This window comes from Bradyrhizobium sp. G127 (assembly GCF_021502575.1).
Taxonomy (GTDB): domain Bacteria; phylum Pseudomonadota; class Alphaproteobacteria; order Rhizobiales; family Xanthobacteraceae; genus Afipia.
The window spans coordinates 2,375,935-2,399,651 of record NZ_JAKFGN010000001.1; the positions used below are offsets into that span (position 1 = coordinate 2,375,935).

Consider the following 23,717-nt stretch of genomic DNA (forward strand, 5'->3'; position numbering starts at 1 on the left):
CCTGGCGGCAAGCCCTTCGAGACCCTTCGGAAAGGACTCGATATTGCTCAGAAGGCGGAAGCACGGGACGACGGACCGACTGGCCCTGTCACATCAAAATCGCCAGAGGTGATATTGCTGAGACCGTCCGTTCAGCTCCCGGCCGGGATCCACGGATGGCGCGGTTATAAGGATTCCAGCTCTGTTTGCAAGGCAAAACAGGGCTGATTTGGGCGTGGAATAGCCGTTTGCTGAAGCTTTCAGCCCTGCGGCAGCGGTATGGGGACCTATTTGATGTCGGACGGCCTCGGCGCTCCGGCATTGTCGGCGGGTCCCGCGATCGGAATGACCCTTCCGACGTCCATTTGCTGGCTCGAATAGACCAAGGCTCCGCCCAGAATGATCACCCCGATGGCCGCTCCCCAAAGGAACTTGTTGTAAGCACGCCTGCCACCAACCTGGTCATCCATATTCTCGTTCATGTTCAGCGCCGCTCCGATGTCGGATGTGGCCTTGCGAGGCCCGTTGTTCCAGGGGGGGCCTTGTCCGTAGCGGCGACCACCGTTGGGTTAGTGTCAAATGCTGTCACCAGTGCTGCGCCGAACACCGAAAGGAGAACGGCAGCGAAGATCAAGACCGGCGCTAGCGCCAGGGTTTCAGGTTTGCGCGGGGTTTCCATTTGAGCCCTCCATGAGAGCGCGCCCCGTAACCAACGCGCGCCGCCTCGCCGGGTTCCGCTGGCAGGCAGCCACACAACGTCGTTTCCGCCGTTACCGCGGCGCGACTTGACACCCGCGGCCCTGCCGGTGTCTTACGGCCCATCATTTTTGGGGACTTTCCATGACAGCAGCATTCACTTTTCCGGGACAAGGCTCCCAGACCGTCGGCATGGGCAAGGCACTCGCCGATGCATTTCCGGCGGCCAGGGCTGTGTTCGACGAGGTCGATGCGGCGCTCGGCGAGAAGCTAACGGCGATCATCTGGGACGGTCCTGCGGAAACGCTGCAACTTACAGAGAACGCGCAGCCGGCGCTGATGGCGGTGTCGCTGGCGACGCTGCGCGTGCTGGAAGCCGAAGCAGGTGTCGACATCGCGCGCGATGCGGCGTTTGTCGCCGGTCATTCGCTCGGTGAGTATTCCGCGTTGGCGGCGGCGGGCAGTTTCTCGATTCATGACACGGCGAAGCTGCTGCGCACGCGTGGTCTCGCCATGCAGAAGGCCGTGCCGGTCGGCGTCGGCGCGATGGCTGCGCTGCTCGGTCTCGATTACGAGGCCGCGGTTGCGGTGGCCGAGGAAGCCGCCCAAGGACAGGTTTGTCAGGCCGCCAACGATAACGGCGGCGGACAGGTGGTGGTGTCCGGCGACAAGGCGGCCGTCGAACGCGCAACCGAAATCGCCAAGGCCAAGGGTGCCAAGCGTGCCATGCTTCTTCCCGTATCCGCGCCGTTCCACTGCCGCCTGATGCAGCCCGCCGCCGACGCGATGGCGCAAGCGCTCGGTGGCGTCACTATCAACAGGCCGAAAGCGCCGCTGGTCTCCAACGTGCTGGCGTCCGCGATCACCGACCCGGATGAAATCCGCAAGCGGCTGGTGGAGCAGGTGACGGGCACTGTGCGCTGGCGTGAAAGCGTCGCGTACATGGCCTCAAACGGCGTGACGCATTTCCTCGAGATCGGGGCGGGCAAGGTCCTCAGCGGTCTCGTCAAGCGGATCGCCGACGGTGCGGTCGGTGTCGCTGTCGGAGGTCCGGGCGACATCGAAGCCGCCAAAGCTGCGCTTGCCGCAGCAAGATAAGTTCCGGATGCTGTGGCGGCTTTTCGCCGCCAACACGGGCTCGTTTTGCACCTTACAAAGCGGGAAATCTCGCTTATATTGGTGATGTCGCAAGACGATGGCGCTGAATCTCAGGGCGGACTACGGGCAGACCCGGGGGGCAGTACCCCGGCGCCTCCACCAGAAGCGGTTAGAGCTTTAAAGGCTCATAACCGTTTCTGATGGGGGCGAAATAGGTTCGATGGCCGTGAAGAAGCTTTGAAGTGTGCTCGGCATGATACCGCCGTTATCGGGTCAAAACCTAAATGCAAACGATAACGTTCGCATGAATGAAGTGCGCCTCGCGGCGTAACCATTCGGGGTAGGTCCACCTAGCAACAGAACGGCCATGGCCGCGTCACCCTCGGGTGGCGCGGCTTTTATTTTGGCGCGTGTTCCGACGATCGTCACTAGCGGAGCAAGATGATCAGCAGAATGAGCGGCAGCGGGATTCCAAGCAGCCATAACAGAATCGGCATGAGCGTTACTCCTTCCTGAAGGGGACGGTGCCCCAGTTGCGATCACGGAATGCTCCGGCCTCGGCGGCTGCGATGCTCGCCGAAAACGCGCCGACGAGCAGGGAGGCGGCCATCCAGAACGCGAGCTGTGCTGCGGCCTTGCGCGCCTTGTCCAGATCGGTCTTGGCCTGCGTGAGCACTTCGTTGACGCGCTTCTCCGCGTCTGCCTGGCTAAGGCCAGTGCGGCGTGCCACCACCTGAGCGACATAAATGCGATCGGCAGGCTTCAGGTCGCGTTCGGTTTGAAAGCTCGACGTGAGCAGCCGTGTCAGTTCTGAATGGGTCTCGGTGCCGTCGCCTGCGGGTCCTGTTGCAGCCGCCGGATCAGGGCGCAGCAACTGGTCGACATAACCGCTCATGGCTCCGGAGGATTGGCTGGCCGCAGCACTGGCCCCCTGTGAAAGACCGCCGGCGGTGCTGCCGATGATGGTGGTCGCCGCAGAGGCTAGCAACAGTGCGCCAATCACCGATGCCAGTGCCCAGGCGAGAAACCCTTGCGCGGTATCGCGGAAGTAAACCTCGTTGCTGTGAAGCCCGTACCATTGGGTGCGCAGTCGCCCCGCGATATGACCGCCTACGGCGGAAGAAATCATCGCGACAACGACCAGATAAAGTCCGGTTCCGATCTTGAAGGTTGTGGCTGAGACGCCGGAGTCGCTCCAGGGGGAGACGACGCTGAATCCCATCCCGGTCCCGAACCACAAGAGCACCAGGGTCAATGCAAGAGCGGCGAGTGCGCCTGCTGTGATTGCCGCCCAGGACACGCCAGACGCCGGAAGTTCGGTAACGGATGTTCGCAGATCGATTGTTTTTTCCATGGTCGTGCTCCCGGCATTTTTGAGGTGCACACCAAGCGCGCAGCGCAGCCAGAGTTCCGGAAATATTTTCTTCGGATCGAACGCCGCTGAGATGTTTGAGTAAGCGTCTCACTCTGCTCCTCTCCGGACTGCAATCGAATTCACTTGCGAGAGGAACAATCCTGCGGCCGTGACGTTCTCGCCGGACAACAAAAGGAGAGCGCTATGGGTATTTTTACAAAAGACATCAAGACGTTTGATGACCTCCTGCTGCATGGATTGCAGGATATCTTCTACGCCGAGCAGCAGATCACCAAGGCGTTGCCGAAGATGATCGACAAGGCGACGAACGCCGATTTGAAGACGGGTCTCAAGAACCATCTTGCGGAAACCAACAGCCAGATCGACCGCCTGAACAAAGTGTTCGCGAAGCTCGGTCAGGAGCCGAAGGGGACGACCTGTCCGGCGATCGACGGCATCATCAAAGAAGCCGACGAAACGGCGGGCGAGATCGAAGACAAGGCCGTGCTGGATGCGGCTATCGTCGCCAACTGTCAGGCCGTCGAGCATTATGAGATCGCTCGTTACGGCACCTTGATCGCGTGGGCGGAGTCGTTGGGGCACGACGAGATCGTGCGCTTTCTCACAACCAACCTGAATGAGGAAAAGGCGGCCAACACCAAGCTGAACACCGTCGCACTTCGCAAGGGCGTGAATACCAAGGCAACCGCGGCTTGAAGGAGGCTCAAGATGGCAAAGTTCGATCCGGCTCCTGTCGACATCCATGCCGCCGATCCAGAGCATGCGCTCAAAGCCGACAGGGAGACGCATGCGAGGCTGGAAAGCGGGCTAATGGATACGTTCCCGGCGTCGGATCCTGTCTCCGAAGTTCAGCCTTCGCCTTCGATCCACGACGGTGATGGAAACGGATCGCTGTGGGACAAGGTTGTCGCGCTGTTTCGCTAGTGCGCCACATCGCGTCATCGCTTCTCACTTAACGCGTCGCCTGATCGGGCGGCGCGTTTCTAACCGTTTGTGACGGCCGGTTGCGTTTTTCCTGTCAGCAGGACCAGATCGCTCTCGTCCTTCAGGTCCACGCCGGTCAATCCGCGTTGCAGCGCCTGGCGCACCAGCCACGCCAGCTTGAACGCGGCGGCTGCGTAGCTCAGCCCTTCCGGCCGCACATTGGAGATGCAGTTGCGGTCGGCATCGTTGCGCCCCTTGAACGGCGCATGGGTGATGTAGATGCCCAGGCTGTCCGGCGAGCTGAGTCCGGGACGCTCGCCGATCAGCATGATCGAGAGCTTCGCGTTCAGCAGACCGGCGACTTCATCCGCGAGCGCCACCCGCGCCTGCGTGGCGATGATCACGGGCGAGCCTGTGAGTTCTTCCCTCATGAGGGGCTTGAGAGCGGCGAGCAATGGTGCGGCATGGCGATCGACCGCGAGCGACGACAAGCCGTCGCCGATGACGATGCAGATCCCCCCGGCCGCGACATCCAGCACGCGCAGCTTCGCAGCTTCGTGCGGGTCGAGCACGCGGCCCAAATCGGGCCGCCGCAGATAGGTGATGCGATCCGGCGCATGGCTGTGGGTATGCGCGACGTTCCATCCTTGTTCACGCAAGCCGGATTCCAGCTTCGGCACGTCGAGCGCCGCATGAATCGCGTCACGCGCCATCGCATGGGCCCAGCCGAAGCGCAGCACCTCGTCGGTCGGCATGCCGGCGCCCGCGCGGCCGAGCGCAAGCCGCGCCGGCGTCACTCTGCGCCACTCGGCCCAGGGACTTTCTGTTACGGAAGCGCTCTCTGTGACGTTCTTGTCCGTCATGCAACCAGCGACTTGAGCTGGCCCATGCCGCCGAGCAGTGCATTGGGCGAGGGTGGACGCAACCGTCCGTCGGCGTCGGTGATCTGCATGCGTTGCAGCCACGCCTCGAATTCCGGTGCGCGTTTCAGGCCCAGCGTCTCGCGCAGGAAGAGGGCATCGTGAAACGACGTGCTCTGATAGTTGAGCATCACGTCGTCCGCGCCGGGAATGCCCATGATGAAGCTAATGCCGGCGGTGCCGAGCAGCACCAGCAGCGTATCCATGTCGTCCTGATCGGCTTCGGCATGATTGGTGTAGCAAATATCGCAGCCGAGTGGCAGGCCGAGCAGCTTGCCGCAGAAATGATCTTCCAGACCGGCGCGGATGATCTGCTTGCCGTCGTAGAGATATTCGGGACCGATGAAGCCGACCACGGTATTGACGAGCAACGGCTTGTAGCGTCGCGCCAGCGCATAGGCCCGCGCCTCGCAGGTCTGCTGATCGACTCCGAAGTTGGCGTCGGCGGAAAGTGCGCTGCCTTGTCCGGTTTCGAAATACATCACGTTGTCGCCGACGGTGCCCCGCTTTAACGACAGTGCCGCGTCGCGCGCCTCGTCGAGGATTTCCGGTGTGACGCCGAAGGAGCGGTTGGTCTTCTCGGTCCCGCCGATCGACTGAAACACGAGATCGACCGGCGCGCCGACCTCGGCGAGTTTCACGGTGTTGGTAACGTGAGTCAGCACGCAACTCTGGGTCGGAATCGCGAAGTGCTGGATCACTTCATCCAGCATGTGCAAGAGATCGCGGAGCACAGGCATGCTGTCGGATGCGGGATTGAGTCCGATCACCGCGTCGCCGGAGCCCATCAGCAAGCCGTCCAGCGTCGATGCCGCCACGCCTCGCAGGTCGTCGGTGGGATGGTTGGGTTGCAACCGCACCGACAGATGGCCCTCAAGCCCGATGGTATCGCGAAAGCGGGTAATGACACGGACCTTGCGCGCGACTGCGATCAAATCCTGATTGCGCATGATCTTGGAGACGGCCGCGACCATTTCCGGGGTGAGGCCACGCGCCAGGGCCGCCAGCGCTTCGGTGGTGGCTTGTTCGGACAGTAGCCAGTTACGGAAGTCCCCGACGGTCATGTGCGACACCGGCGCGAACGCCTTCGCATCGTGGCTGTCGATGATGAGGCGGGTGATGTTGTCGTCTTCGTAAGGTATCAGCGCCTCGGTGAGGAACTGCTTGAGCGGGGTTTCCGCAAGGACATGACGCGCCGCCATCCGTTCCTGCGCGGTGGCAGCGCCGATGCCTGCAAGATAATCGCCCGAACGCGCAGGGCTGGCATAAGCCATCACCTGCTTCAGGTTATCGAAGGCGAACAGTTGCTGGTCGATGGCGGTACGATAGCGCAACGGTTTCCACCTCGTATAGTGACAAGCCTTATTCCGCCGGCACAGAGTTCGCCGTGACGGACAGCATCTCGTCGGGCGCTGCCGAGTCGCGCTGGCCGGCCGTCAGTCTGAAGTAGGCATAGGCCAGCCCCATCAGCACGAGGAACAGCAGCGTCAGCATAGCATTGAACCACACCATCGCGAACAGGCAAACCAGTCCAAGTCCGAATGCGATGGCCGGGAACGCGGGATAGAACGGCGCGCGATAGGTGCGGACCAGGTTGGGTTCACTCTGTCGCAGTTTGAACAACGCGGCCATCGAGATCAGGTACATGATGATCGCCCCGAACACCGACATGGTCACGATGTTGGCGGTGAGCGTCTGTCCGCCGAACTGCACCCATTCGTCGCTGAAGATCGCGATGAGGCCGACCGCGCCGCCCGCCAGCAGGGCGCGGTGCGGGGTGTTGAAGCGCGGGCTGAGCGCGGCGAATGTTTTGGGGAGATAGCCGGCGCGCGCCAGAGCGAAGATCTGGCGTGAATAGCCCATGATGATGCCGTGGAACGAGGCGATCAGCCCGAACAGGCCGATCCACACCAGCATGTGCAGCCAGCCGCTGTTTTCTCCGACGACGACTTTCATTGCCTGCGGCAAGGGATCGTTGATGTTGGCGAGCTTGCTCCAGTCGCCGACACCGCCGGCAAAGATCATGACGCCGAAGGCCAGCAGCACCAGCGTGAGAATGCCTGCCACGTAAGCGATCGGAATTGTCTTCTGCGGCTCCTTGGCTTCTTCGGCGGCCATCGCAGCGCCCTCGATGGCGAGGAAGAACCAGATCGCGAACGGAATCGATGCAAAGATGCCGGAAATCGCGGCACCGTTGAACGTGTTGCCGCCGGCCCAGCCGTTGGCGACAAAATTTGCCATCGACCATCCGGGTGCAACCACGCCCATGAAAACCAGTAGTTCAGCGATTGCCAGCACCGTAACGAACAGTTCGAAGGCAGCGGCGATGCCGACGCCGATCCAGTTCAGCGCGATGAAGATGACATAGGCGCTCAGCGCGAACCATTTCGGGTTGATGCCCGGAAATTGCACATTGAGATAAGCGCCGATGGCGAGAGAAATCGCAGGCGGCGCGAAAACGAACTCAACCAAAGTGGCAAAGCCGGCAATGAACCCACCGGTCGGTCCAAAGGCGCGCCGCGCATAGGCGAACGGACCGCCGGCATGGGGAATGGCGGTCGACAGTTCGGTGAAGCTGAAGATGAAAGTGGTGTACATAGTGGCGACCAGCACGGTGGCGACCAGAAAACCCAGCGTGCCAGCTGTATTCCAGCCGTAGCTCCAGCCGAAATATTCTCCGGAGATCACAAGCCCCACGGCGATGCCCCAGAGCTGAAACGGGCCAAGCACTTTCTGCAGGCCGGCGGAATGTGACGGGACTTGGGTCGGTGCCATCGGTGTGTCCTCCGTTGCGATGCAGGGAAATATGCAAGGGAGGTGCCATGAGACCGCGGAAGCGCGGTCAAAGAGGGCCGTTTTGTGACAAGAGTTTAGGCAGAAGTCATTGACGAGCGGCGTTTTCTTGCGGCAAACGGTGCACCAATTGACTTGGGACAATTCCAAGGGGGCGACATGTTTGATTTGACTGGCAGGACCGCACTCGTCACCGGCGCGACCGGAGGCATCGGTGGCGCGATCGCGCGCGCGCTGCATACGCAAGGTGCGACTGTTGCGATCTCCGGCACGCGGCGTGAAGCGCTCGACACACTGGCCGGCGAACTGAAAGACCGCGTGCATGTGCTGCCGTGCAATCTGTCCGACATGGCCGAAGTCGAAGCGCTGGTTCCCGCCGCCGAAAAGGCAATGGGTCAGCTCGACATTCTCGTCGCCAACGCCGGCATCACCCGCGACAATCTTTTCGTGCAATTGCGCGATGAGGATTTTGACGACGTCATCCGGGTCAACCTGACGGCGACCTTCCGTCTTGCGCGCGCAGCGACCAAATTGATGATGCGCAAGCGGTTCGGACGAATCATCGCGATTACCTCGGTGGTCGGCGTCACCGGCAACGCGGGGCAGGGCAACTATGCCGCCTCGAAGGCCGGACTGATCGGAATGATGAAATCGGTGGCGGCGGAATACGCCCGCCGCAATGTGACAGCCAATTGCATCGCACCCGGCTTCATCGCAACGCCGATGACCGACGTTCTGAATGAAAAGCAGCGCGAGGGGGTTCTCGCCAAGGTGCCGGCCGGGCGGCTCGGAACACCCGACGACATCGCCGCGGCAGCCGTTTACCTCGCCTCCAACGAGGCGGCCTACGTGACCGGCCAGACCATCCATGTCAACGGCGGCATGGCCATGATTTGAGCCTGATTCCGCAGGTTTTTTGTCAAGCGGGAAGGCTGCTGGACGGAGGCCGGGGCCGTGTGGTCAACTCCCGGGAAGTATGGTAACCGAACGGCAATCGGTTGGGGAAAACGCCATTGCAGGATCGCCAAACCCCGTATATTGCCGTTGCGGCGCTAGCCGCCGTTTTCGGCAATCTCGCTCCACTGGCGGGAGTGTGGGAACGCGTGGTACGGACGGCACGAATTCGCAATTTTTCGCACCGCGAGGGGCTCGTATCGTTTTGCGGTCGAGTTTAATGGAACAAGCACGAGGTTAAACGATGAGTGAGATTGGCGAGCGAGTTAAGAAGATTGTGGTCGAGCACCTTGGTGTTGAACCCGAGAAGGTGGTCGATGCTGCAAGTTTCATCGACGATCTCGGCGCCGACAGCCTCGATACGGTCGAACTCGTGATGGCGTTCGAAGAAGAATTCGGTTGCGAAATTCCCGACGACGCTGCGGAAACCATCCTCACTGTGGGCGACGCCACAAAGTTCCTCGAAAAGAACGCAAAGAGCTGACGCCAACGCGCAGCCACGACGACACGCGGCGGGTTGTGATTGAACGGCCCGCCGTCTTGCTGTTTTAGTGGTATGGCCTGTTAGCGGGCTGCGGGGCGTCGCCGATCAAGCCGGAGATGGAAGTATGAGGCGGGTTGTCGTCACGGGCCTAGGCATGGTTTCGCCGCTCGCCAATGGCGTTGAGCCGACCTGGAAACGCATCCTCAACGGCGACAGCGGCGCCAGCCGTATCGAGAAATTCGAGGTTTCTGACCTCACCTGCCAGATCGCCTGCATGGTTCCGCGTGGTGACGGTGCCGATGGCACCTTCAATCCTGACCAGTGGATGGAGCCGAAGGAACAGCGCAAGGTCGACGATTTCATCATCTTCGCGATGGCTGCCGCGACCCAGGCGCTCGATGACGCCAACTGGCATCCGAGTACCGAGGAAGAACGCTGCGCCACCGGCACCATGATCGGTTCGGGAATCGGCGGCGTCGAAGGCATCGGCGAAGCCGCCGTGATCCTGAAGGAGCGGGGACCGCGCAAGCTGTCGCCGTTCTTCATTCCAGGCCGCCTTATCAATCTCGCGTCCGGCTACGTCTCGATCAAACACGGTCTCAAGGGGCCGAACCACGCGGTCGTCACCGCCTGCTCGACCGGCGCGCACGCCATCGGTGATGCCAGCCGCCTGATCGCCTTCGGCGACGCCGACGTGATGGTGGCCGGCGGGGCCGAGTCGGCCGTCAACCGTCTGGCCATGGGCGGCTTCTGCGCGCTGCGCGCGATGGCCACCAAGTTCAACGACAATCCCACCATCGCGTCGCGGCCCTACGATAAGGATCGCGATGGTTTCGTGATGGGCGAAGGCGCGGGCATCGTGGTGCTCGAGGAATACGAGCACGCGAAAAAGCGCGGCGCAAAGATTTACGCTGAGGTCGTAGGCTACGGCCTGACCGGCGACGCCTATCACATCACCGCGCCCGCCGAAGACGGCGACGGCGCGTTCCGCTGCATGGGCATGGCGATGAAGCGCGCCGGCATGACGGCATCAGACATCGACTACATCAATGCCCACGGCACCTCGACGCCGCTCGGGGACGAGATCGAACTCGGCGCAGCCCAGCGCCTGCTCGGCAATGCCGCCTCCAAGGTGTCGATGTCCTCGACCAAATCCTCGACCGGGCATCTGCTCGGCGCGGCCGGCGCGATCGAGGCCATCTTCAGTATCCTGGCGATTCGGGATAACGTCGCGCCGCCGACGATCAATCTCGATAATCCATCCGTCGAGACCGCGATTGATCTTGTGCCGAAAAAGGCGAGGCCGCGCGAAATTAACGTTGCTCTCTCGAACTCGTTCGGTTTCGGCGGGACCAATGCATCGCTAATCCTCCGTCGCTTGGCGAACTAGACTGTTTCCAATGATTGCCCTTGCTGTTTTGCGCGCAGTCCGTGCGGCAAGGATATAAGGATCGATACGGGCGAGGCGAAAGAAACTGTTTTCAAGGTTTTGCCGTATTCGGACATAATTTGTCTCACGGGCCCACGTATAATACTGAAACAACGACACTAATCGGCCGGCAGGATTTTAGGTTGCTTCGATGAGCCAAAGACCACCCATTGCGCCCCGAAGTCCGCGCGCGGCGCTCGAGCCCGAGCAGGTGCCGCAGCCGCCGAAACATTCGCAGCGCGCCCGCAATACATTCGTCGTCGTCGGCAATGCCATCATGACGTTCCTGATCGTCGCGATGCTGCTGGTGGGCGGTGTGTTTTTCTACGGCAAGAAGACCATCGAGACCAAAGGTCCGCTCGCCGAGGACAAGGTCGTCAATATTCCGCCGCGTGCCGGCATGACCGACATCGGTGACATTCTTCAACGCAACGGCGTGATTACGGCCGACCGCTGGACCTTTATCGGCAGCGTTCTCGCACTCAATGCGCGGTCCGGCCTCAAGTCCGGCGAATATCTGTTCCAGAAGAACGCCAGCCTGCGTGACGTCATCAACACCATCGTTGAAGGCAAGGTGGTGCAGCATTCCATCACAATTCCCGAAGGGCTCACATCGGAGCAGATCGTCGCCCGGATTCAGGACAACGATATTTTCGCGGGCTCACTGAAGGAACAGCCGCGCGAGGGCACGTTGCTGCCTGACACCTATAACTTTCCCCGCGGTACGCCGCGCGATCAGGTGATCCAGCGGATGCAGCAGGCGCAGAAGCGCGTGCTCGCCGACGTCTGGGCACGGCGCAATCCCGACATTCCGGTCCGCTCCCCCGAGCAGCTCGTGACGCTCGCTTCCATCGTCGAAAAGGAAACCGGCAAGGCGGACGAACGCAGCCGCGTCGCCGCAGTGTTCACCAATCGCCTGCGCCAGCGCATCAAGCTGCAATCCGATCCGACCATCATCTATGGTCTCGTCGGCGGCAAGGGCACGCTCGGCCGGCCAATCAAGCGCAGCGAGATCCAGCAGCCGTCGCCATACAATACATACGTGATCGACGGGCTGCCGCCGGGACCGATCGCCAACCCCGGACGCGCCTCGCTGGAGGCCACCGCCAATCCCGCGCGCACCCGTGACCTGTTCTTCGTCGCCGACGGCACCGGCGGTCATACTTTCACGGAAACCTACGACCAGCATCAGAAGGGCGTTGCGAAGCTGCGCGCGATGGAGCGCCAGCAGCAGAACGACACGGTTGAAGCCGACGACCAGCCGGTCGCGGCGACACCGGCTGCGCCCGCTGCAACGGCGCCGGCCGCCACCGCTCCCGCCAAACCGGCGGCGGCGCCTAAGGCTGCTCCGAAGGGCACCGCGCCACGGGCATCAGCGCCGGCGAGCATCATCGCGACCGAGCCTGCGGCCGATGGCGCCGCGCGCAAACGGACCGCCAGACGCACTCCCGCCGCGGCCCCAGCCGAAGCCGAGCCTGAAGAAGAGAAGACGCAGTAGCTTTCGGCGATCTCTTGCGCGCTCTCCCGATTTCGGGGACAAGCTGAGCGTCGTTCCCCGAGGTTGATGGAGATCCTTTCGCGATGGCGCTGTCGAGCATGACCGGCTTTGCGCGAAGCCACGGCACCAGCGGACCCTATGCGTTCGAATGGGAATTGAAATCCGTCAACGCCAAGGGCTTCGACTTCCGCATGCGGCTGCCGCCGGGATGGGATGACATCGAAGCACCCACGCGCAAGCGTGCGACCGAGTTGCTCTCCCGCGGCACCGTCTATGCCAACCTGTCCGTCAAACGAACCGGCGCGGGGTCCATCGTTCGCATCAACGACGAGGTCTTGTCGTCGATCCTGAAAGTTGCCGCCGAAATCTCTGCCCGGACCGATGCCGTCGCGCCCAGCGTGGACGGTTTGCTCGGAATCAAGGGCGTGATCGAGGTTGTCGAGCCGGAGAGCGATGAGGCTGAATTGCAGGCCGCCCGCGCCGCCGTCTCGGCCGCCTTCGAAGAGGCACTGCAAAGCCTGATCGATATGCGCAAACGTGAGGGTGTTGCGCTCGGCCAGATTCTTGCGCAGCGCATGGACGAGATCGAGCGTCTCGCCAGGCGCGCCGAAGCCGCTCCCGGCCGTAAGCCGGAAGCGATCAAGGCGCGGCTCGCTGAGCAGATTGCAGAATTGCTCGATACCTCCGACCGTTTCGATCCGGATCGCCTCAGCCAGGAAGCGATCATGATCGCGGCCAAGGCAGACATTCGCGAAGAACTCGATCGCATCGCCTCGCATGTGGCGCAAGCGCGTGAACTGCTCGGCAAGGGCGGCGCGGTGGGGCGGCGGCTGGATTTCCTTGCCCAGGAATTCAACCGCGAAGTGAACACCACCTGCTCGAAGTCGAATGACATCGAACTGACCAACACCGGACTCGAGATGAAGAATGTGGTGGAGCAGTTTCGCGAACAGGTTCAGAATCTGGAATAGCGGCTGGAAGCGGGGATCAGGTCATGACGGCGGGGGGCACCTTGAGAGGCGTTGAGCGGCGCGGGCTGATGTTCGTGCTGTCGTCGCCTTCCGGTGCCGGAAAATCCACGCTGGCGCGCATGCTGATCGAGAAGATGCCGGGTCTCAGCATGTCGGTGTCGGTCACCACCCGTCCGATGCGGCCTGGCGAGGTTGACGGCGAGCATTATCACTTCATCGACAAGGCGAAATTCGACGCCATGGTGAAGGGCGGCGAACTGCTCGAACATGCAACCGTGTTCGATAATTCCTACGGCACGCCGCGCAAGCGGGTCGAGGATGCGCTGTCTTCGGGCCATGACGTGCTGTTCGACATCGACTGGCAGGGCACGCAGCAACTGCGTGAGAAAGCGCGTGACGATGTGGTCAGTGTTTTCATCCTGCCGCCGTCCGCAGCCGATCTCGAAAAGCGACTGCATACCCGCGCGCAGGATTCCGATGAAGTGATCGCGGGGCGCATGAGCCGCGCCAGCCATGAGCTTAGCCACTGGGCGGAATACGACTACGTCGTCATCAACAACCAGATCGACGAGGCCTATTCGCAGGTCGTCACCATCCTGAAGGCTGAGCGGCTCAAGCGCGAGCGCCAGACCGGCCTGTCGGCCTTCGTGCGCGAGTTGCAGAAGCAGTTGGAGAAGTGACGGAGCTTATCTCGTCATTGCGAGGAGCACTTGCGACGAAGCAATCCAGTTCTTTGATCTCAAAGCTGGATTGCTTCGCTTCGCTCGCAATGACGCCACGTAGTGGATAAACTGATTGCACCTATGCCGCCGGACGCCTTGACGCCCGCGCCAGCAACTCCTCAAGTTCATCGACGGCTTCGTCGAGCACGCGCGGTTCGGGCGGGGCGTCCGCGTAATGCACCCGGGACGTCGGCGGCGGGTTGTCCTGCCGGACTGTTTCTCGGGAAATCTCCATGTCCCAGATCGGACGGCGCGGCCCGGACCCGCGGCTGTCCTTGCGCGACTGGGGCCAGATGTATTTGAAGATCATCGGGCCGATGATGGCAGCCAGAGCCAGCGCGCAGACCAGCACGCTCAGCAAGATCCGGATGGAAAAGGTCCCGTCGTCGGTTGATGGGTTGATGGGCTGGGCCGGGCTGTGCGGCGGTGTCGCCGTCGCCGCAGTCGTTGCGGTGGGCGCTGGCGTTGTCGCAGCCGCCATGACCAGACGATCCGGCGTCAGCGCGGGCGCAGGCTGCGCAGGTCCTGCTCCGCTCATGTTCGATTGACTTTCTGCCGAGGCGGCGGTCGGCTCCGGCCAGCGCGCGGCGATGTCCGAGTCCTGGATGGTGGAGGGTTCGGAGCCGGGTCGCATCGCCGCCGCTTGATTGTCGTCGCGGACGGCCTCGGCCGAGGGCTGCGTCAGCGGCGGCCATGTCGATTCCGCGAGGGATTTATCTTCGTCAGGCGAATCCGTTCTCAATTCGGCGCGGGCATTCGCCAGCGATTTTTGCATCTTCTTCGGCGGCGGGGCCACGTCCGGTTCTGCCGCTGCCGGCGGTGAAGTCGTATCCGCAGCCTGTTTCACCTTCGCGCCTGCATCGGAGAGATACCAGCATTTACGCTTGGTGCCTTTCTCGAGGCGGTAGTACCAGTGGGCTCCTGCAGGCGTCGCCGCTTTCGGCGCCGCGAGACATTCGCTTTCCGCAGCCGGTTCGGCGCTTGCCGGCATCGATGTGACGCTGATGAATGACACGAAGCTGACGGCGATGGCCGACGCTATGATGCCGTTTCGGTTTGACATTCTGTCCCCCTGACGCAACACGGAACCAATTCCCTTTGCGGGTTGTCGGGGACAAGTTGGGTCGCAATAGGCCGCAAATTCGGACAGGCCAAGGCAACATTCGGGCGTGCGTTCAGCTTGCAATTGTGGCGTTGCGGAACCCGTTTGGTGTAACGAGAGCACACGTCTTTGCGCGTGCAATCCGCGCGCTTGCTCCGCTGTTTAAGGAATGAATCTTGATCCCTTGGGAATTGCTGGATACCGCGCAAGTGCCGGGCGGCGGCGAACTTCGCCTGATGCGCAGAGGTGCGGAGTTTTCCATTAAGCTCGGCCAGAACGAGTTAATGAACAGTCGTCTCAGTGGATCGGAGCAGGCGCTCGCAACGCTCGCCTGGAGACGGATTCAGACGCGTGCGAAGCCGCGCATGCTGATCGGCGGTCTCGGCATGGGATTTACATTGCGCGCCGCGCTTGCCGTGCTTGGGTCCGACGCCAAGATTATTGTTGCCGAACTGGTGCCTGAGGTGGTGGCCTGGGCGCGGGGCGCGATGGCGGAGATGTTTGGCGACAGTTTAAAGGACCCGCGCGTCAGCATCGTTCAGAAGGACGTCAGCCATCTGATCCGTTCAGATCCTGCGGCTTACGATATCATCCTGCTCGACGTCGATAACGGTCCCGAAGGTCTGACCCGTGAAGCCAACGATGCACTTTACGATCTGAAAGGACTGACCGCTGCACGCGCGGCGCTGCGCCCCGGCGGCGTGATGGCGGTGTGGTCGTCGGGACCCGATGCGCGTTTTACCCAGCGGCTGCGCAAGGCGGGTTTCGGCGTGGATGAGGTTCCGATCCGCGCCACCGGATCACGCAGCGGCGCGCGCCACATGATCTGGATGGCGATGAGACCCGATAAGGTGAAATAGCTGTTTGCTCAGTTCGTCAGCATGATGCGGCCGACCACCTTGCCGGCGCGTAACTGGTCGATCCATTTCTGGACGTCGGCCATCGGCTCTTCCTTCATCGGCGTCGGCTTGATCTTGCCCGCGCGGGCCAGCGCCATCAGTTCGTTCGCTTCCGCCAAGGTGCCGGTGATGAAACCCTCGATGGTCATGCGCTTGTAAACCCATTGCACCATCGGGATACTGAAATTGCCGCCCATCAGGCCGGACACCACGATCTTGCCGCCGCGCGCCAGTACACCCATTGCAAATGCCATCGACTTCTCGTTGCCCGCGAAATCAACCACCTCGTCGAAGCCGCCCCCGGTTTCCTTCAGGATGCGCTTGACGATGTCGGGTTCGGATGGGTCATAGGCGACCGCCGCGCCATTCTTCAGGGCAGTCTCGCGCGCCGTTGCGCTGAGGTCAGCCACGGAAATCGGCTGTTTGAACATGGCTTGTGCAAACGAGAGACCCATCATGCCGACGCCGCCGAGCCCGATCAGCAGCATATTGCGCTCGTGTGGGCGTCCGAGATGACGCTTCAAAGCGCCGTAGGCGGTAACGCCGGAGCACATCAGCGTTGCGGCGACATTGACGGGCAGGGGATCGTAGTCGAGCAGATATTTCACGTCCGGCACCAGCACGTGACTGGCGAATCCGCCGTCGATCGCGACGCCGAGATAGCGGTTGCGCACGCACAGGTTCTCGTCACCGTTGAGGCAATCGCGGCACTGGCCGCAGCCGATCCACGGAAACACCGCCTTCTTTTTCCCGATCAGCGCCTTGTCGACGTCAGGGCCGACTTCATCGACGACGCCTGCGATTTCGTGCCCGAGCGTGAACGGCAGCGTCATGCCCTTGGTGGTATCGAGTTTCTTGCCGTTGCCCAGATCAGCGTAGCCATCCTGAATGTGCAGGTCGGAATGGCACAGGCCGCAGCGCTCGATCCTCACCAGCACTTCCCGGCCTTGCGGCTTCGGGGTCTCCGCGATGGTTTCGCAGAGCGGAGCATCGAATTTCACAATCGACTGGCGACGCAGGACGGCCATTTCAGTTTCTCCCCTAGGGCATCTTTGTTTTTGCACTTTGCATATTGGTCAATTCCCGCGCCATGGCAACAAATCCGGACACCGGAATGGTCTCCGCGCGTCGCGTGGGATCGACGCCCGCCGCGGCGGCCAGCAGCGCCGGATCGACGCTGAGCGACTTCAGGCTCTGCCGCAGCATCTTCCGGCGCTGACCGAAGGCCGCGGCAGCGACGCGCTCCAGCATGCGGCGATCGCAGGGTTCGGGTGCCACGCGTGGAATCAGCCGCACCACTGATGACGTGACCTTGGGCGGCGGCACGAAAGCGCCGGGCGCGATGTCGAACAATATTTTCGTTTCCGCACGCCAGTTCGACAGCACGCCGAGACGGCCATAGGCCTCGTCGTTTTCGCGGGCGACGATTCGCTCGGCCACTTCGCGCTGAAACATCAGCACCATCATGTCGTACCACGGCGGCCACGGTTCGGCGCTCAGCCAGTCAATCAGCAGGACGGTGGCGATGTTATAGGGCAGGTTGGCGACGATCTTGGCGCGCTCGCCATTGAGATGTTGGCGCGGATCGAACGTCATCGCGTCGGCATTCACGATGGTCAGCCGGCCGGGATAGTGTTGCGAAATTTCTTCGAGAGCGGGAATGGCGCGCTCGTCGCGCTCCACCGCAATGACGCGTTTGACGCCTTGCGCGAGCAGGGCGCGAGTCAGCCCGCCGGGACCGGGACCGATTTCCACGATGGTCGCGCCTTCGAGCGGTGCTGCGGCGCGCGCAATCCTTGATGTAAGATTGAGATCAAGCAGGAAATTCTGGCCGAGCGATTTTCGCGCCGACAGTTCATGACGCCGGATGACGTCGCTGAGCGGCGGCAGATCGTCGATGGCGCTCATGCCCCGGACGCCGCCACCATGCGCGCCGCAAGGCGGAGCGCCGCGATCAGGCTCGATGGGCTGGCGCGGCCGGTGCCCGCGATGTCGAACGCCGTGCCGTGATCCGGCGAGGTGCGGATAAACGGCAGACCCAGCGTCACGTTGACGCCGTCATCGAATGCGATGGTCTTGATCGGGATCAGCGCCTGATCGTGATACATGCAGATCGCGCAATCGTACGTCTTGCGCGCGGCTTCGTGAAACATGGTGTCGGCAGGCAGCGGTCCACGAACGTCGATGCCGTCATTGTGCAAGGTGGCCACGGCGGGGGCGATGATTTCAATATCCTCTCGCCCGAGCGAGCCGTCTTCGCCGGCATGCGGATTGAGCCCCGAGATTGCAAGGCGCGGGCGGGCGATCCCGAGCCGGGCCGTCAGATCCGCCGCGACGATGCGTCCGGTCTTCACGATCAGTTCCGTGGTGAGTTGCGCGATGGCGTCGCGCAGCGGCAGATGGATGGTCACCGGCACGACCGCCAATTCCGGCGACCACAGCATCATCACCGGATGCGGGACCGTGCCGCCGACGGCTGCTGCGAGTTGCGCCAGGAATTCGGTGTGGCCCGGATGCGAGAAGCCTGCCCGGTACAGCACGCTCTTGGCGATCGGATTGGTGACGATGGCGCCGGCGCGTCCTTCGATCACGTCGGCGACGGCGTGACGGATCGATGCGATCGCAACCTGCGCGCTGCTGTCGTCGGGCCGGCCGGGCTTTGCCGTCGCTTTGACGCCCGTTGCCACAACAGGAAGCGCATCGGCAAAAATTCCGTGAGCTTCCTCTGCACTGGCTTCGGCGGTCTCGATACTAACGCCCAGCGTGCGGGCGCGCTCCATGACGAATGCGCCGTCGCCGATCAGGTAGAACGCGGGAAGGTCGAGTTCGCGCCGCTTCAACCACGCTGCGATGGCGATGTCGGGGCCGATGCCCGCGGGCTCGCCGATCGTCAGCGCCAATACCTTGGTCGTAGTGGCTCCGGTCATGGCCGCGATGCCGCCGTTGTACTCACTTGTTGCGGATTTCGATCATGGAGCCCTTGCGGACTTCCTGCAGGTACGACTTGGATTTGGCTTCGTATTTCTCGTTGTAAATCTTCTCGCGGGCGGCCCGCTTGGCCGGCGTGTCGGCCTTGGTGGGCTTGCGGCTGCACAACGCCACCATCTCGACACCCTGCTTGGTGACTTCCGGCGGCGTCAGCTTGCCGATCGGGGTTTTGTCGAGCAGTTCGCGGAGGTTCGGCGGCAGGTCAGCCGATGTTTTGGTGAGCTGATCGCGGATCGCCGCGTCACGCATCGCGCGGAAAAGTTCCTGCGCTTCGTCGCAGGACTGGATTCGGTTGCGAAGCAGTTCCGCTTCCTTGCGGCGTGCCTCGATAACGGACGGAGCCGAGCCGCGCGGCACGATCAGAACGATCGGGCGGACGAGGTATTCAAAGCTTTCGGTCTCCGGCTTGTCGCCGGACGCCTCGCCGACGCCAGCGAGATCTTTCTCAGGCACAATGAAGCTGGACTGGAATCTGCCGCGCACCAGATTGCCCCATGTCATGTCCGCCCTGATGCGCAGCTTGAGCGTCTCGGGACGAATGCCGTGGCCTTCCAGCGTCTTCACGAGCTGATCGGTGTTCATGCGCATGCGCGATGCCATGTTTCCGAACGCGCCGTCGACGTCGGATGCCGACAGGTCGAGGCCATACTTCTTGCCTTCCTTGATCTTGACCTTGTCGTTGATCAGATCTTCGAGAGCCTCTTGGCGCGATGGCGTCTTGCGGGTGGTCAGCGTCGTCAGCTTGATGCGCTGGTCGATGTCGAAATTGGTAATGGCCTCGCCATTCACCATCGCTGCAACGGACTGGGCCATTAGGCCGGATCCGTAACCCGATGCGATGAGCAACGCGGCGGCAAGTGAGACCGCCCGTGCGTAGCGAAGGAAAAAGGTCGCGATCATGATCAAGCTCGTTGTGGCCAGGTTGGAGGTTCCAGCGTGCACCTCGCAGTATCAACCCTGAGTTTGCGGCGGTAATGCGCGCGTCCCGTCAACCAGAGGCGAATTCCGCCGCAATGGCGGACAAGCCCCGAAACCTGCAATCGCCTTGGCCGCGCTATCCAGTTACCCCGGAGCACCACTACTACTGCGACGTATTGAACGAACTGGCGCCAATGGTGCGCAGGCCGATTTGCAGCATGATACGGTGATCGGTAACCGGACTGGTGTAGCTCGCCGAGGTATAGGCGTAATCGGTGATGTAGTTCGCTGCAATGATGAAGCAGTCGTCCACATACCCCGCACCCACGATGTACTGATTGATCGTTTGATTGGTGATGTCGTAGCGCAGCGCGCCCGACAGCACCCAGTTGGTGGCTACCTTGACCGATCCGGTCGCCACGATGCCTTCGCGGCGTGTGAGGAAGCCGAGCTCTGGCTGCGCGTCATAGTTGCCATAGAGCAGGCTCACGCCGAAACGGTCGAAGTTGGCCCTGCCTTCGAGTTCGAAGCGCCGCACGACCCCCGTTGCCTCGTCGAGCCGGGTGCGGGCGATCAGGCTGTAGATCCTGTTCGGCTGATAGGCGATACGCGCGACGTAATCGGAGCGGTTCTTGTCGAGACCGCTGCCGAGGCTGGTATTGGTCAGATCCTGCATAGCGAAGGAATTCAGGCCGAACAACTGGTAAGATTGTCCGAACAGCACGTTGATGAAGCCGCCGCGGTCGAACTGCGTCGTCGCCTGAACGCCGACATTGGCCCTGCCGCCGCCTTCCACGCGGTCGTAGCCGGAGAATTTGTCGACACTGAAGAGATTGCTGTCGTCGAAGGTAAAGCTCTGCGCATCTTCGTTGGGCAGACGGCCTGCGCTGGGTTCATTGGGTCGGATAATCAACTGGCCGATCGGCTCAATTGTCGTGGTGCCCCACGGCTGCACGTTGATGAACGGATAGCGGTATTCGACACCGACTGTCGGCATAAGGCGCGCAGTCTGCGTGGAGCCGACCGGCAGGTAGTTGGCAACGCCGGGCTGATTGTCGATGTTGGCGCTGATCAGGTCTCCGCGCAGCGACGCGAACGGCGTGAAGATCTGGCCGATGGAGTCGGTGAATGACCGCCGCCATGAGACCTCCGCGGTCAGCCGTGTGTAGTCGCCCGGAATACCGCGCAGCAGGCAATTCGCGGGAGTCTTGACGGCGGAGTTTGCGCTCGGCAGGCACGATCCGGCAAGCAGCGCAGTCGGGTTGATGGCATCGAACGACGCCGTCTGGCGGCTCAAGCTGGTGAAGTTCGCCTTGTAGCTGAATTCGCCACCCAGCACGTTGCGGTTGAGCACGTTCGAATAATCGATCACGGGGTGAACGATCGGAATCTGGCTCTGGTCGTCCGCCGCCGAGTAGCCAAGGAAGTGCATCACCCGGGCGTCGAAATAGCTGCGGTTGCCGACGCCGGTCAGGTAAATCTGCGAGAGACCCGTATCGGGGGTCAGCAGGAAAGCATTGAGCGCGTTTTTGTAAGGACCGAGATTGTAGTCGTAGAAGAACGACTTGTCCGAGACTGCAACCGCATCCCAGCCCCAGACCCATTTGTCGTTCAGTGCAAACTGGCCTTTGGTATCAATGCCTCCGCGGAATTCGCGATCGCCGGGCTCGGCGTTGAACTGCCCCTGATCGTTCTGCCGGATGCCGTAGCCGCGGATTTCGTAAGCGCCGTTGAGGAGGCGCTGGCGGAATTCGCCCTGCAGCAGCAGGCCCTGCTTGGTGGTGTAGCGCGGCGTCACTGTTGCGTCGTAGTCCGGAGCCAGCGCGAAGTAGTAGGGCACTTCGAGGCCGACACCGTAGCGCGTGCTGGAGGAGTAGTTCGGAATCAAAAAGCCGCTCTTGCGCTTGACCGTCGGGTCAGGCGTCGAGAAGTATGGCAGGAATGCAATCGGCTGACCGAAGAATTCCAGCCGCGCATCCTCGAAGTACAGCATCTTCTCGGTCTGGTTGTGAATGATGCGCGCGCCCTTGACCTGCCACAGCGGCGGCTTCTTCGGATTGTCTTTACAGGCCGCGCAGGCGGTATAGACGCCGTTCTGGAAGACCGTGACGTCGCCGTTGGTGCGATCCGCGCGCGTCGCCGCCATGCGGGTCTGGTCCGCGGTGTCCAGCCGCAGTGAATCGACAAAGCCGTCGCGATAGTCGTCGGACAGGTCGAGCATGTTGGCGTAGGTGATCTTGCCGTCGGAATCGGTCAACCGGACGTTGCCTTCGGCATGGAGGCGCTTGGTCTTCTGGTCGTAGATGACCTTGTCAGCTTCCAGCGTCGCTCCGTGGAAATAGATCTGGACACTGCCGACCGCTGCGACACGAGAGTTGTTGTAGTCGTAATTGACCTCGGTCGCCTGCACGAGCATCTGCCCGTCACTGCTCGGAGGACGTGCCGGCTTCGGCGGTCTCGGGGGCAGGGGGTTGTAGCGGTAAGATTGCTGTGCTGCGGCCGGCGTGGTCACCGCGTCGCCCAGCCCAACTGACAGGCAAAGTCCCAGAACGGCAGACATGACGAAGCTTTGACGGCGCAAGCGAATGCGCCGCCTGAACGCAGGCGTCCGTCCTTGGAGGGCGGCGACAACGGCCACTACCCGTCCTCCTGGTACAGCAAGGCTAGAAATCCCGAGAGGCCGCCCACGCAGACGGGCAGCCACGCGGCAGCGAGCGGATGCATCAACTCGGCCTTGCTCAAATCATCGGTTACTTTCGACAGGACATAGAGCAGAAACCCTGCTGCAACGCCACTTAAAACCATCTTTTGCACGCCGCCGAAGCGGAAGAAGCGCAGGCTTACAGCGGCCGCGAGCAGCACCATTGCGGCCAGCAAAAACGGGCGCGCGATCAGTTTCTGGTACTGGAGGCGGTAACCGGCTGTGGCCTGTCCCGAGTTCTCGGACGATTTGATGTAATCCGGGAGTTGCCAAAATGACACAGTTTCTGGGGTGGAGAAGCTGTTGCGTACCTGAGCCAGGGTGAGAGTGGTGCTGAGCGTCCAGGTGTCTTCCTCGACCACCGGGCTTTCGAGCTTGTAACGCCGGACCCCCTTGAAGACCCATCGGCCGGGCTCAAGGGCGGCTTCCCTGGCCTCAATTCTCTCTCGGAAAGTCCCCGACGAGTCGTAGCGGAACACGGTCATGCCGGTCAGCAGGGTGCCTTGTCCCTGACTGCGGGCGGCATTGATGATACTTTGCCCCTCGCTGGTCGACTGGTTGATCCAGAAACCTGCGCCCTCCTGAACACTCGGTGTTCCGTCGGTGAAGATCTTGGTTTCCATTCCCTTCGCGCGTTCCAGCATGTCCGCCGTCACCGGATTGTAGACGGCGGTTGCGAGCGCGCCGAGCACAAGCGCGCTGATGAGAGCGGGCGCGGTGAACTGCCAAGCAGAGATACCGGCAGCCCGCGCGATCACCAGTTCGAGCCGGCGCGACAAAGCGAGGAACGAGACCATCGCGCCGATCATGATGCAGAACGGCATCAGCTTTTCGAGCGTCAGCGGAACACGGAACAGGGCGGTTTGCGCGACGAACAGGCCCGACACATTCGGCAGGCTGCTCGCGCGGCGCATCAGTTCGATATAATCGACAGTGATCACGAGAAAGAAGATCGCCGCGAAAGTCGCGAGTGACGCGATCACGAAACGTGCGGCGAAATAGCGGGCGAGAATCGTCGTTACCATACGCGTGACTGCCTCATGCCGCGGCCAGCCGCCGGCCCCGCCGTGCGGACGCAAAAACCCCGGCGGACGGCCGCGCAGCCGTCCGTAGAACACTGGTGTCGATCGACCCCATCAGGCAGTGATATCCCCAAACTCCAGCCGGTTTAGGCCTTTTGCCCAGATCTCTCGCGAGATCCCCCAAGGGCAGCGGGCCGATATTCCCGGTACATTCTTATTTCATAGCATCCCTTTGATCGGTCAA

General features: G+C 61.9%; 22 protein-coding genes and 1 other RNA gene. 11 read left to right on the forward strand and 12 right to left on the reverse strand.

Translation table 11 applies throughout. The features are described from left to right. Positions 1-266: 266 nt before the first annotated feature. Positions 267-461 (reverse strand): hypothetical protein, encoded by a 195-nt coding sequence (locus LVY71_RS11220; RefSeq protein ID WP_235099838.1) that lies wholly within the window; start codon positions 459-461, stop codon positions 267-269. A 358-nt stretch (positions 462-819) separates the two neighbouring features. Between LVY71_RS11220 and fabD the strand changes: the two genes are divergently transcribed. Continuing rightward, positions 820-1,773: an ACP S-malonyltransferase gene (gene fabD / locus LVY71_RS11225; RefSeq protein WP_235099839.1), complete on the forward strand. Its 954-nt coding sequence runs from the start codon at positions 820-822 to the stop codon at positions 1,771-1,773. A gap of 48 nt (positions 1,774-1,821) precedes the next feature. Then, positions 1,822-2,146: a transfer-messenger RNA gene (gene ssrA, locus LVY71_RS11230) on the forward strand. 129 nt (positions 2,147-2,275) lie between these two features. On the opposite strand, the gene LVY71_RS11235 is transcribed toward ssrA, so the two are convergent. Further along, complete coding sequence (locus LVY71_RS11235; protein ID WP_235099840.1) at positions 2,276-3,127, reverse strand: hypothetical protein; 852 nt, start codon at positions 3,125-3,127, stop codon at positions 2,276-2,278. 204 nt (positions 3,128-3,331) lie between these two features. On the opposite strand from LVY71_RS11235, the gene LVY71_RS11240 reads away from it, so the two are divergent. Further along, positions 3,332-3,844, forward strand: coding sequence for a YciE/YciF ferroxidase family protein (locus tag LVY71_RS11240; protein ID WP_235099841.1), 513 nt, complete (start codon positions 3,332-3,334; stop codon positions 3,842-3,844). A gap of 12 nt (positions 3,845-3,856) precedes the next feature. Then, positions 3,857-4,072: a hypothetical protein gene (locus tag LVY71_RS11245; RefSeq protein ID WP_235099842.1), complete on the forward strand. Its 216-nt coding sequence runs from the start codon at positions 3,857-3,859 to the stop codon at positions 4,070-4,072. A gap of 59 nt (positions 4,073-4,131) precedes the next feature. On the opposite strand, the gene eutC is transcribed toward LVY71_RS11245, so the two are convergent. Genes eutC through eat form a run of 3 tightly spaced genes read right to left on the reverse strand, consistent with a single transcriptional unit; the run spans position 4,132 to position 7,767 of the window. Then, positions 4,132-4,935: an ethanolamine ammonia-lyase subunit EutC gene (gene eutC / locus LVY71_RS11250; protein WP_235099843.1), complete on the reverse strand. Its 804-nt coding sequence runs from the start codon at positions 4,933-4,935 to the stop codon at positions 4,132-4,134. Next, positions 4,932-6,326 (reverse strand): ethanolamine ammonia-lyase subunit EutB, encoded by a 1,395-nt coding sequence (locus tag LVY71_RS11255; protein WP_235099844.1) that lies wholly within the window; start codon positions 6,324-6,326, stop codon positions 4,932-4,934. Before LVY71_RS11255 ends, eutC begins: the two co-directional genes overlap by 4 nt. 28 nt (positions 6,327-6,354) lie before the next feature. Beyond that, complete coding sequence (gene eat / locus LVY71_RS11260) at positions 6,355-7,767, reverse strand: ethanolamine permease (RefSeq protein ID WP_235099845.1); 1,413 nt, start codon at positions 7,765-7,767, stop codon at positions 6,355-6,357. Between the two features lie 177 nt (positions 7,768-7,944). Between eat and fabG the strand changes: the two genes are divergently transcribed. The 6 genes from fabG to gmk all read left to right on the forward strand — a co-directional run bounded on the left by fabG (position 7,945) and on the right by gmk (position 13,801). Further along, positions 7,945-8,682, forward strand: a complete 738-nt coding sequence (fabG, locus tag LVY71_RS11265) for a 3-oxoacyl-[acyl-carrier-protein] reductase (protein ID WP_235099846.1) — start codon at positions 7,945-7,947, stop codon at positions 8,680-8,682. A gap of 301 nt (positions 8,683-8,983) precedes the next feature. Then, positions 8,984-9,223: an acyl carrier protein gene (locus LVY71_RS11270; protein ID WP_006020277.1), complete on the forward strand. Its 240-nt coding sequence runs from the start codon at positions 8,984-8,986 to the stop codon at positions 9,221-9,223. 124 nt (positions 9,224-9,347) lie between these two features. Then, a complete protein-coding gene (gene fabF, locus LVY71_RS11275) occupies positions 9,348-10,613 on the forward strand; it encodes a beta-ketoacyl-ACP synthase II (protein WP_235099847.1) in 1,266 nt (421 codons plus the stop codon). 190 nt (positions 10,614-10,803) lie between these two features. Next, on the forward strand, positions 10,804-12,150 hold the full coding sequence (gene mltG, locus LVY71_RS11280; protein ID WP_235099848.1) for an endolytic transglycosylase MltG: 1,347 nt from the start codon (positions 10,804-10,806) through the stop codon (positions 12,148-12,150). Positions 12,151-12,233: 83 nt separating this feature from the next. Next, the gene (locus tag LVY71_RS11285; protein WP_235099849.1) at positions 12,234-13,121 is read left to right on the forward strand and encodes a YicC/YloC family endoribonuclease; all 888 of its coding nucleotides are present in this window, start codon (positions 12,234-12,236) and stop codon (positions 13,119-13,121) included. A gap of 23 nt (positions 13,122-13,144) precedes the next feature. Then, on the forward strand, positions 13,145-13,801 hold the full coding sequence (gene gmk / locus LVY71_RS11290; RefSeq protein ID WP_235099850.1) for a guanylate kinase: 657 nt from the start codon (positions 13,145-13,147) through the stop codon (positions 13,799-13,801). 121 nt (positions 13,802-13,922) lie between these two features. Here gmk and LVY71_RS11295 read toward each other — a convergent pair whose 3' ends face one another. Continuing rightward, positions 13,923-14,906, reverse strand: a complete 984-nt coding sequence (locus LVY71_RS11295; protein WP_235099851.1) for a hypothetical protein — start codon at positions 14,904-14,906, stop codon at positions 13,923-13,925. Positions 14,907-15,121: 215 nt separating this feature from the next. Between LVY71_RS11295 and LVY71_RS11300 the strand changes: the two genes are divergently transcribed. Beyond that, a complete protein-coding gene (locus tag LVY71_RS11300) occupies positions 15,122-15,805 on the forward strand; it encodes a spermidine synthase (protein WP_235099852.1) in 684 nt (227 codons plus the stop codon). A gap of 8 nt (positions 15,806-15,813) precedes the next feature. On the opposite strand, the gene LVY71_RS11305 is transcribed toward LVY71_RS11300, so the two are convergent. From LVY71_RS11305 to lptG, 6 genes are all read right to left on the reverse strand, one after another. After that, positions 15,814-16,872: an alcohol dehydrogenase gene (locus tag LVY71_RS11305; RefSeq protein ID WP_235099853.1), complete on the reverse strand. Its 1,059-nt coding sequence runs from the start codon at positions 16,870-16,872 to the stop codon at positions 15,814-15,816. Positions 16,873-16,885: 13 nt separating this feature from the next. Further along, positions 16,886-17,752, reverse strand: coding sequence for a 16S rRNA (adenine(1518)-N(6)/adenine(1519)-N(6))-dimethyltransferase RsmA (gene rsmA, locus LVY71_RS11310; RefSeq protein ID WP_235099854.1), 867 nt, complete (start codon positions 17,750-17,752; stop codon positions 16,886-16,888). Next, complete coding sequence (gene pdxA, locus LVY71_RS11315; RefSeq protein ID WP_235099855.1) at positions 17,749-18,771, reverse strand: 4-hydroxythreonine-4-phosphate dehydrogenase PdxA; 1,023 nt, start codon at positions 18,769-18,771, stop codon at positions 17,749-17,751. Before pdxA ends, rsmA begins: the two co-directional genes overlap by 4 nt. A gap of 22 nt (positions 18,772-18,793) precedes the next feature. Next, on the reverse strand, positions 18,794-19,732 hold the full coding sequence (locus tag LVY71_RS11320; RefSeq protein WP_235099856.1) for a SurA N-terminal domain-containing protein: 939 nt from the start codon (positions 19,730-19,732) through the stop codon (positions 18,794-18,796). A 181-nt stretch (positions 19,733-19,913) separates the two neighbouring features. Beyond that, positions 19,914-22,310: an LPS-assembly protein LptD gene (locus LVY71_RS11325; RefSeq protein WP_235099857.1), complete on the reverse strand. Its 2,397-nt coding sequence runs from the start codon at positions 22,308-22,310 to the stop codon at positions 19,914-19,916. Positions 22,311-22,387: 77 nt separating this feature from the next. Further along, positions 22,388-23,476: an LPS export ABC transporter permease LptG gene (gene lptG / locus LVY71_RS11330; RefSeq protein WP_235099858.1), complete on the reverse strand. Its 1,089-nt coding sequence runs from the start codon at positions 23,474-23,476 to the stop codon at positions 22,388-22,390. Positions 23,477-23,717 lie beyond the last annotated feature (241 nt).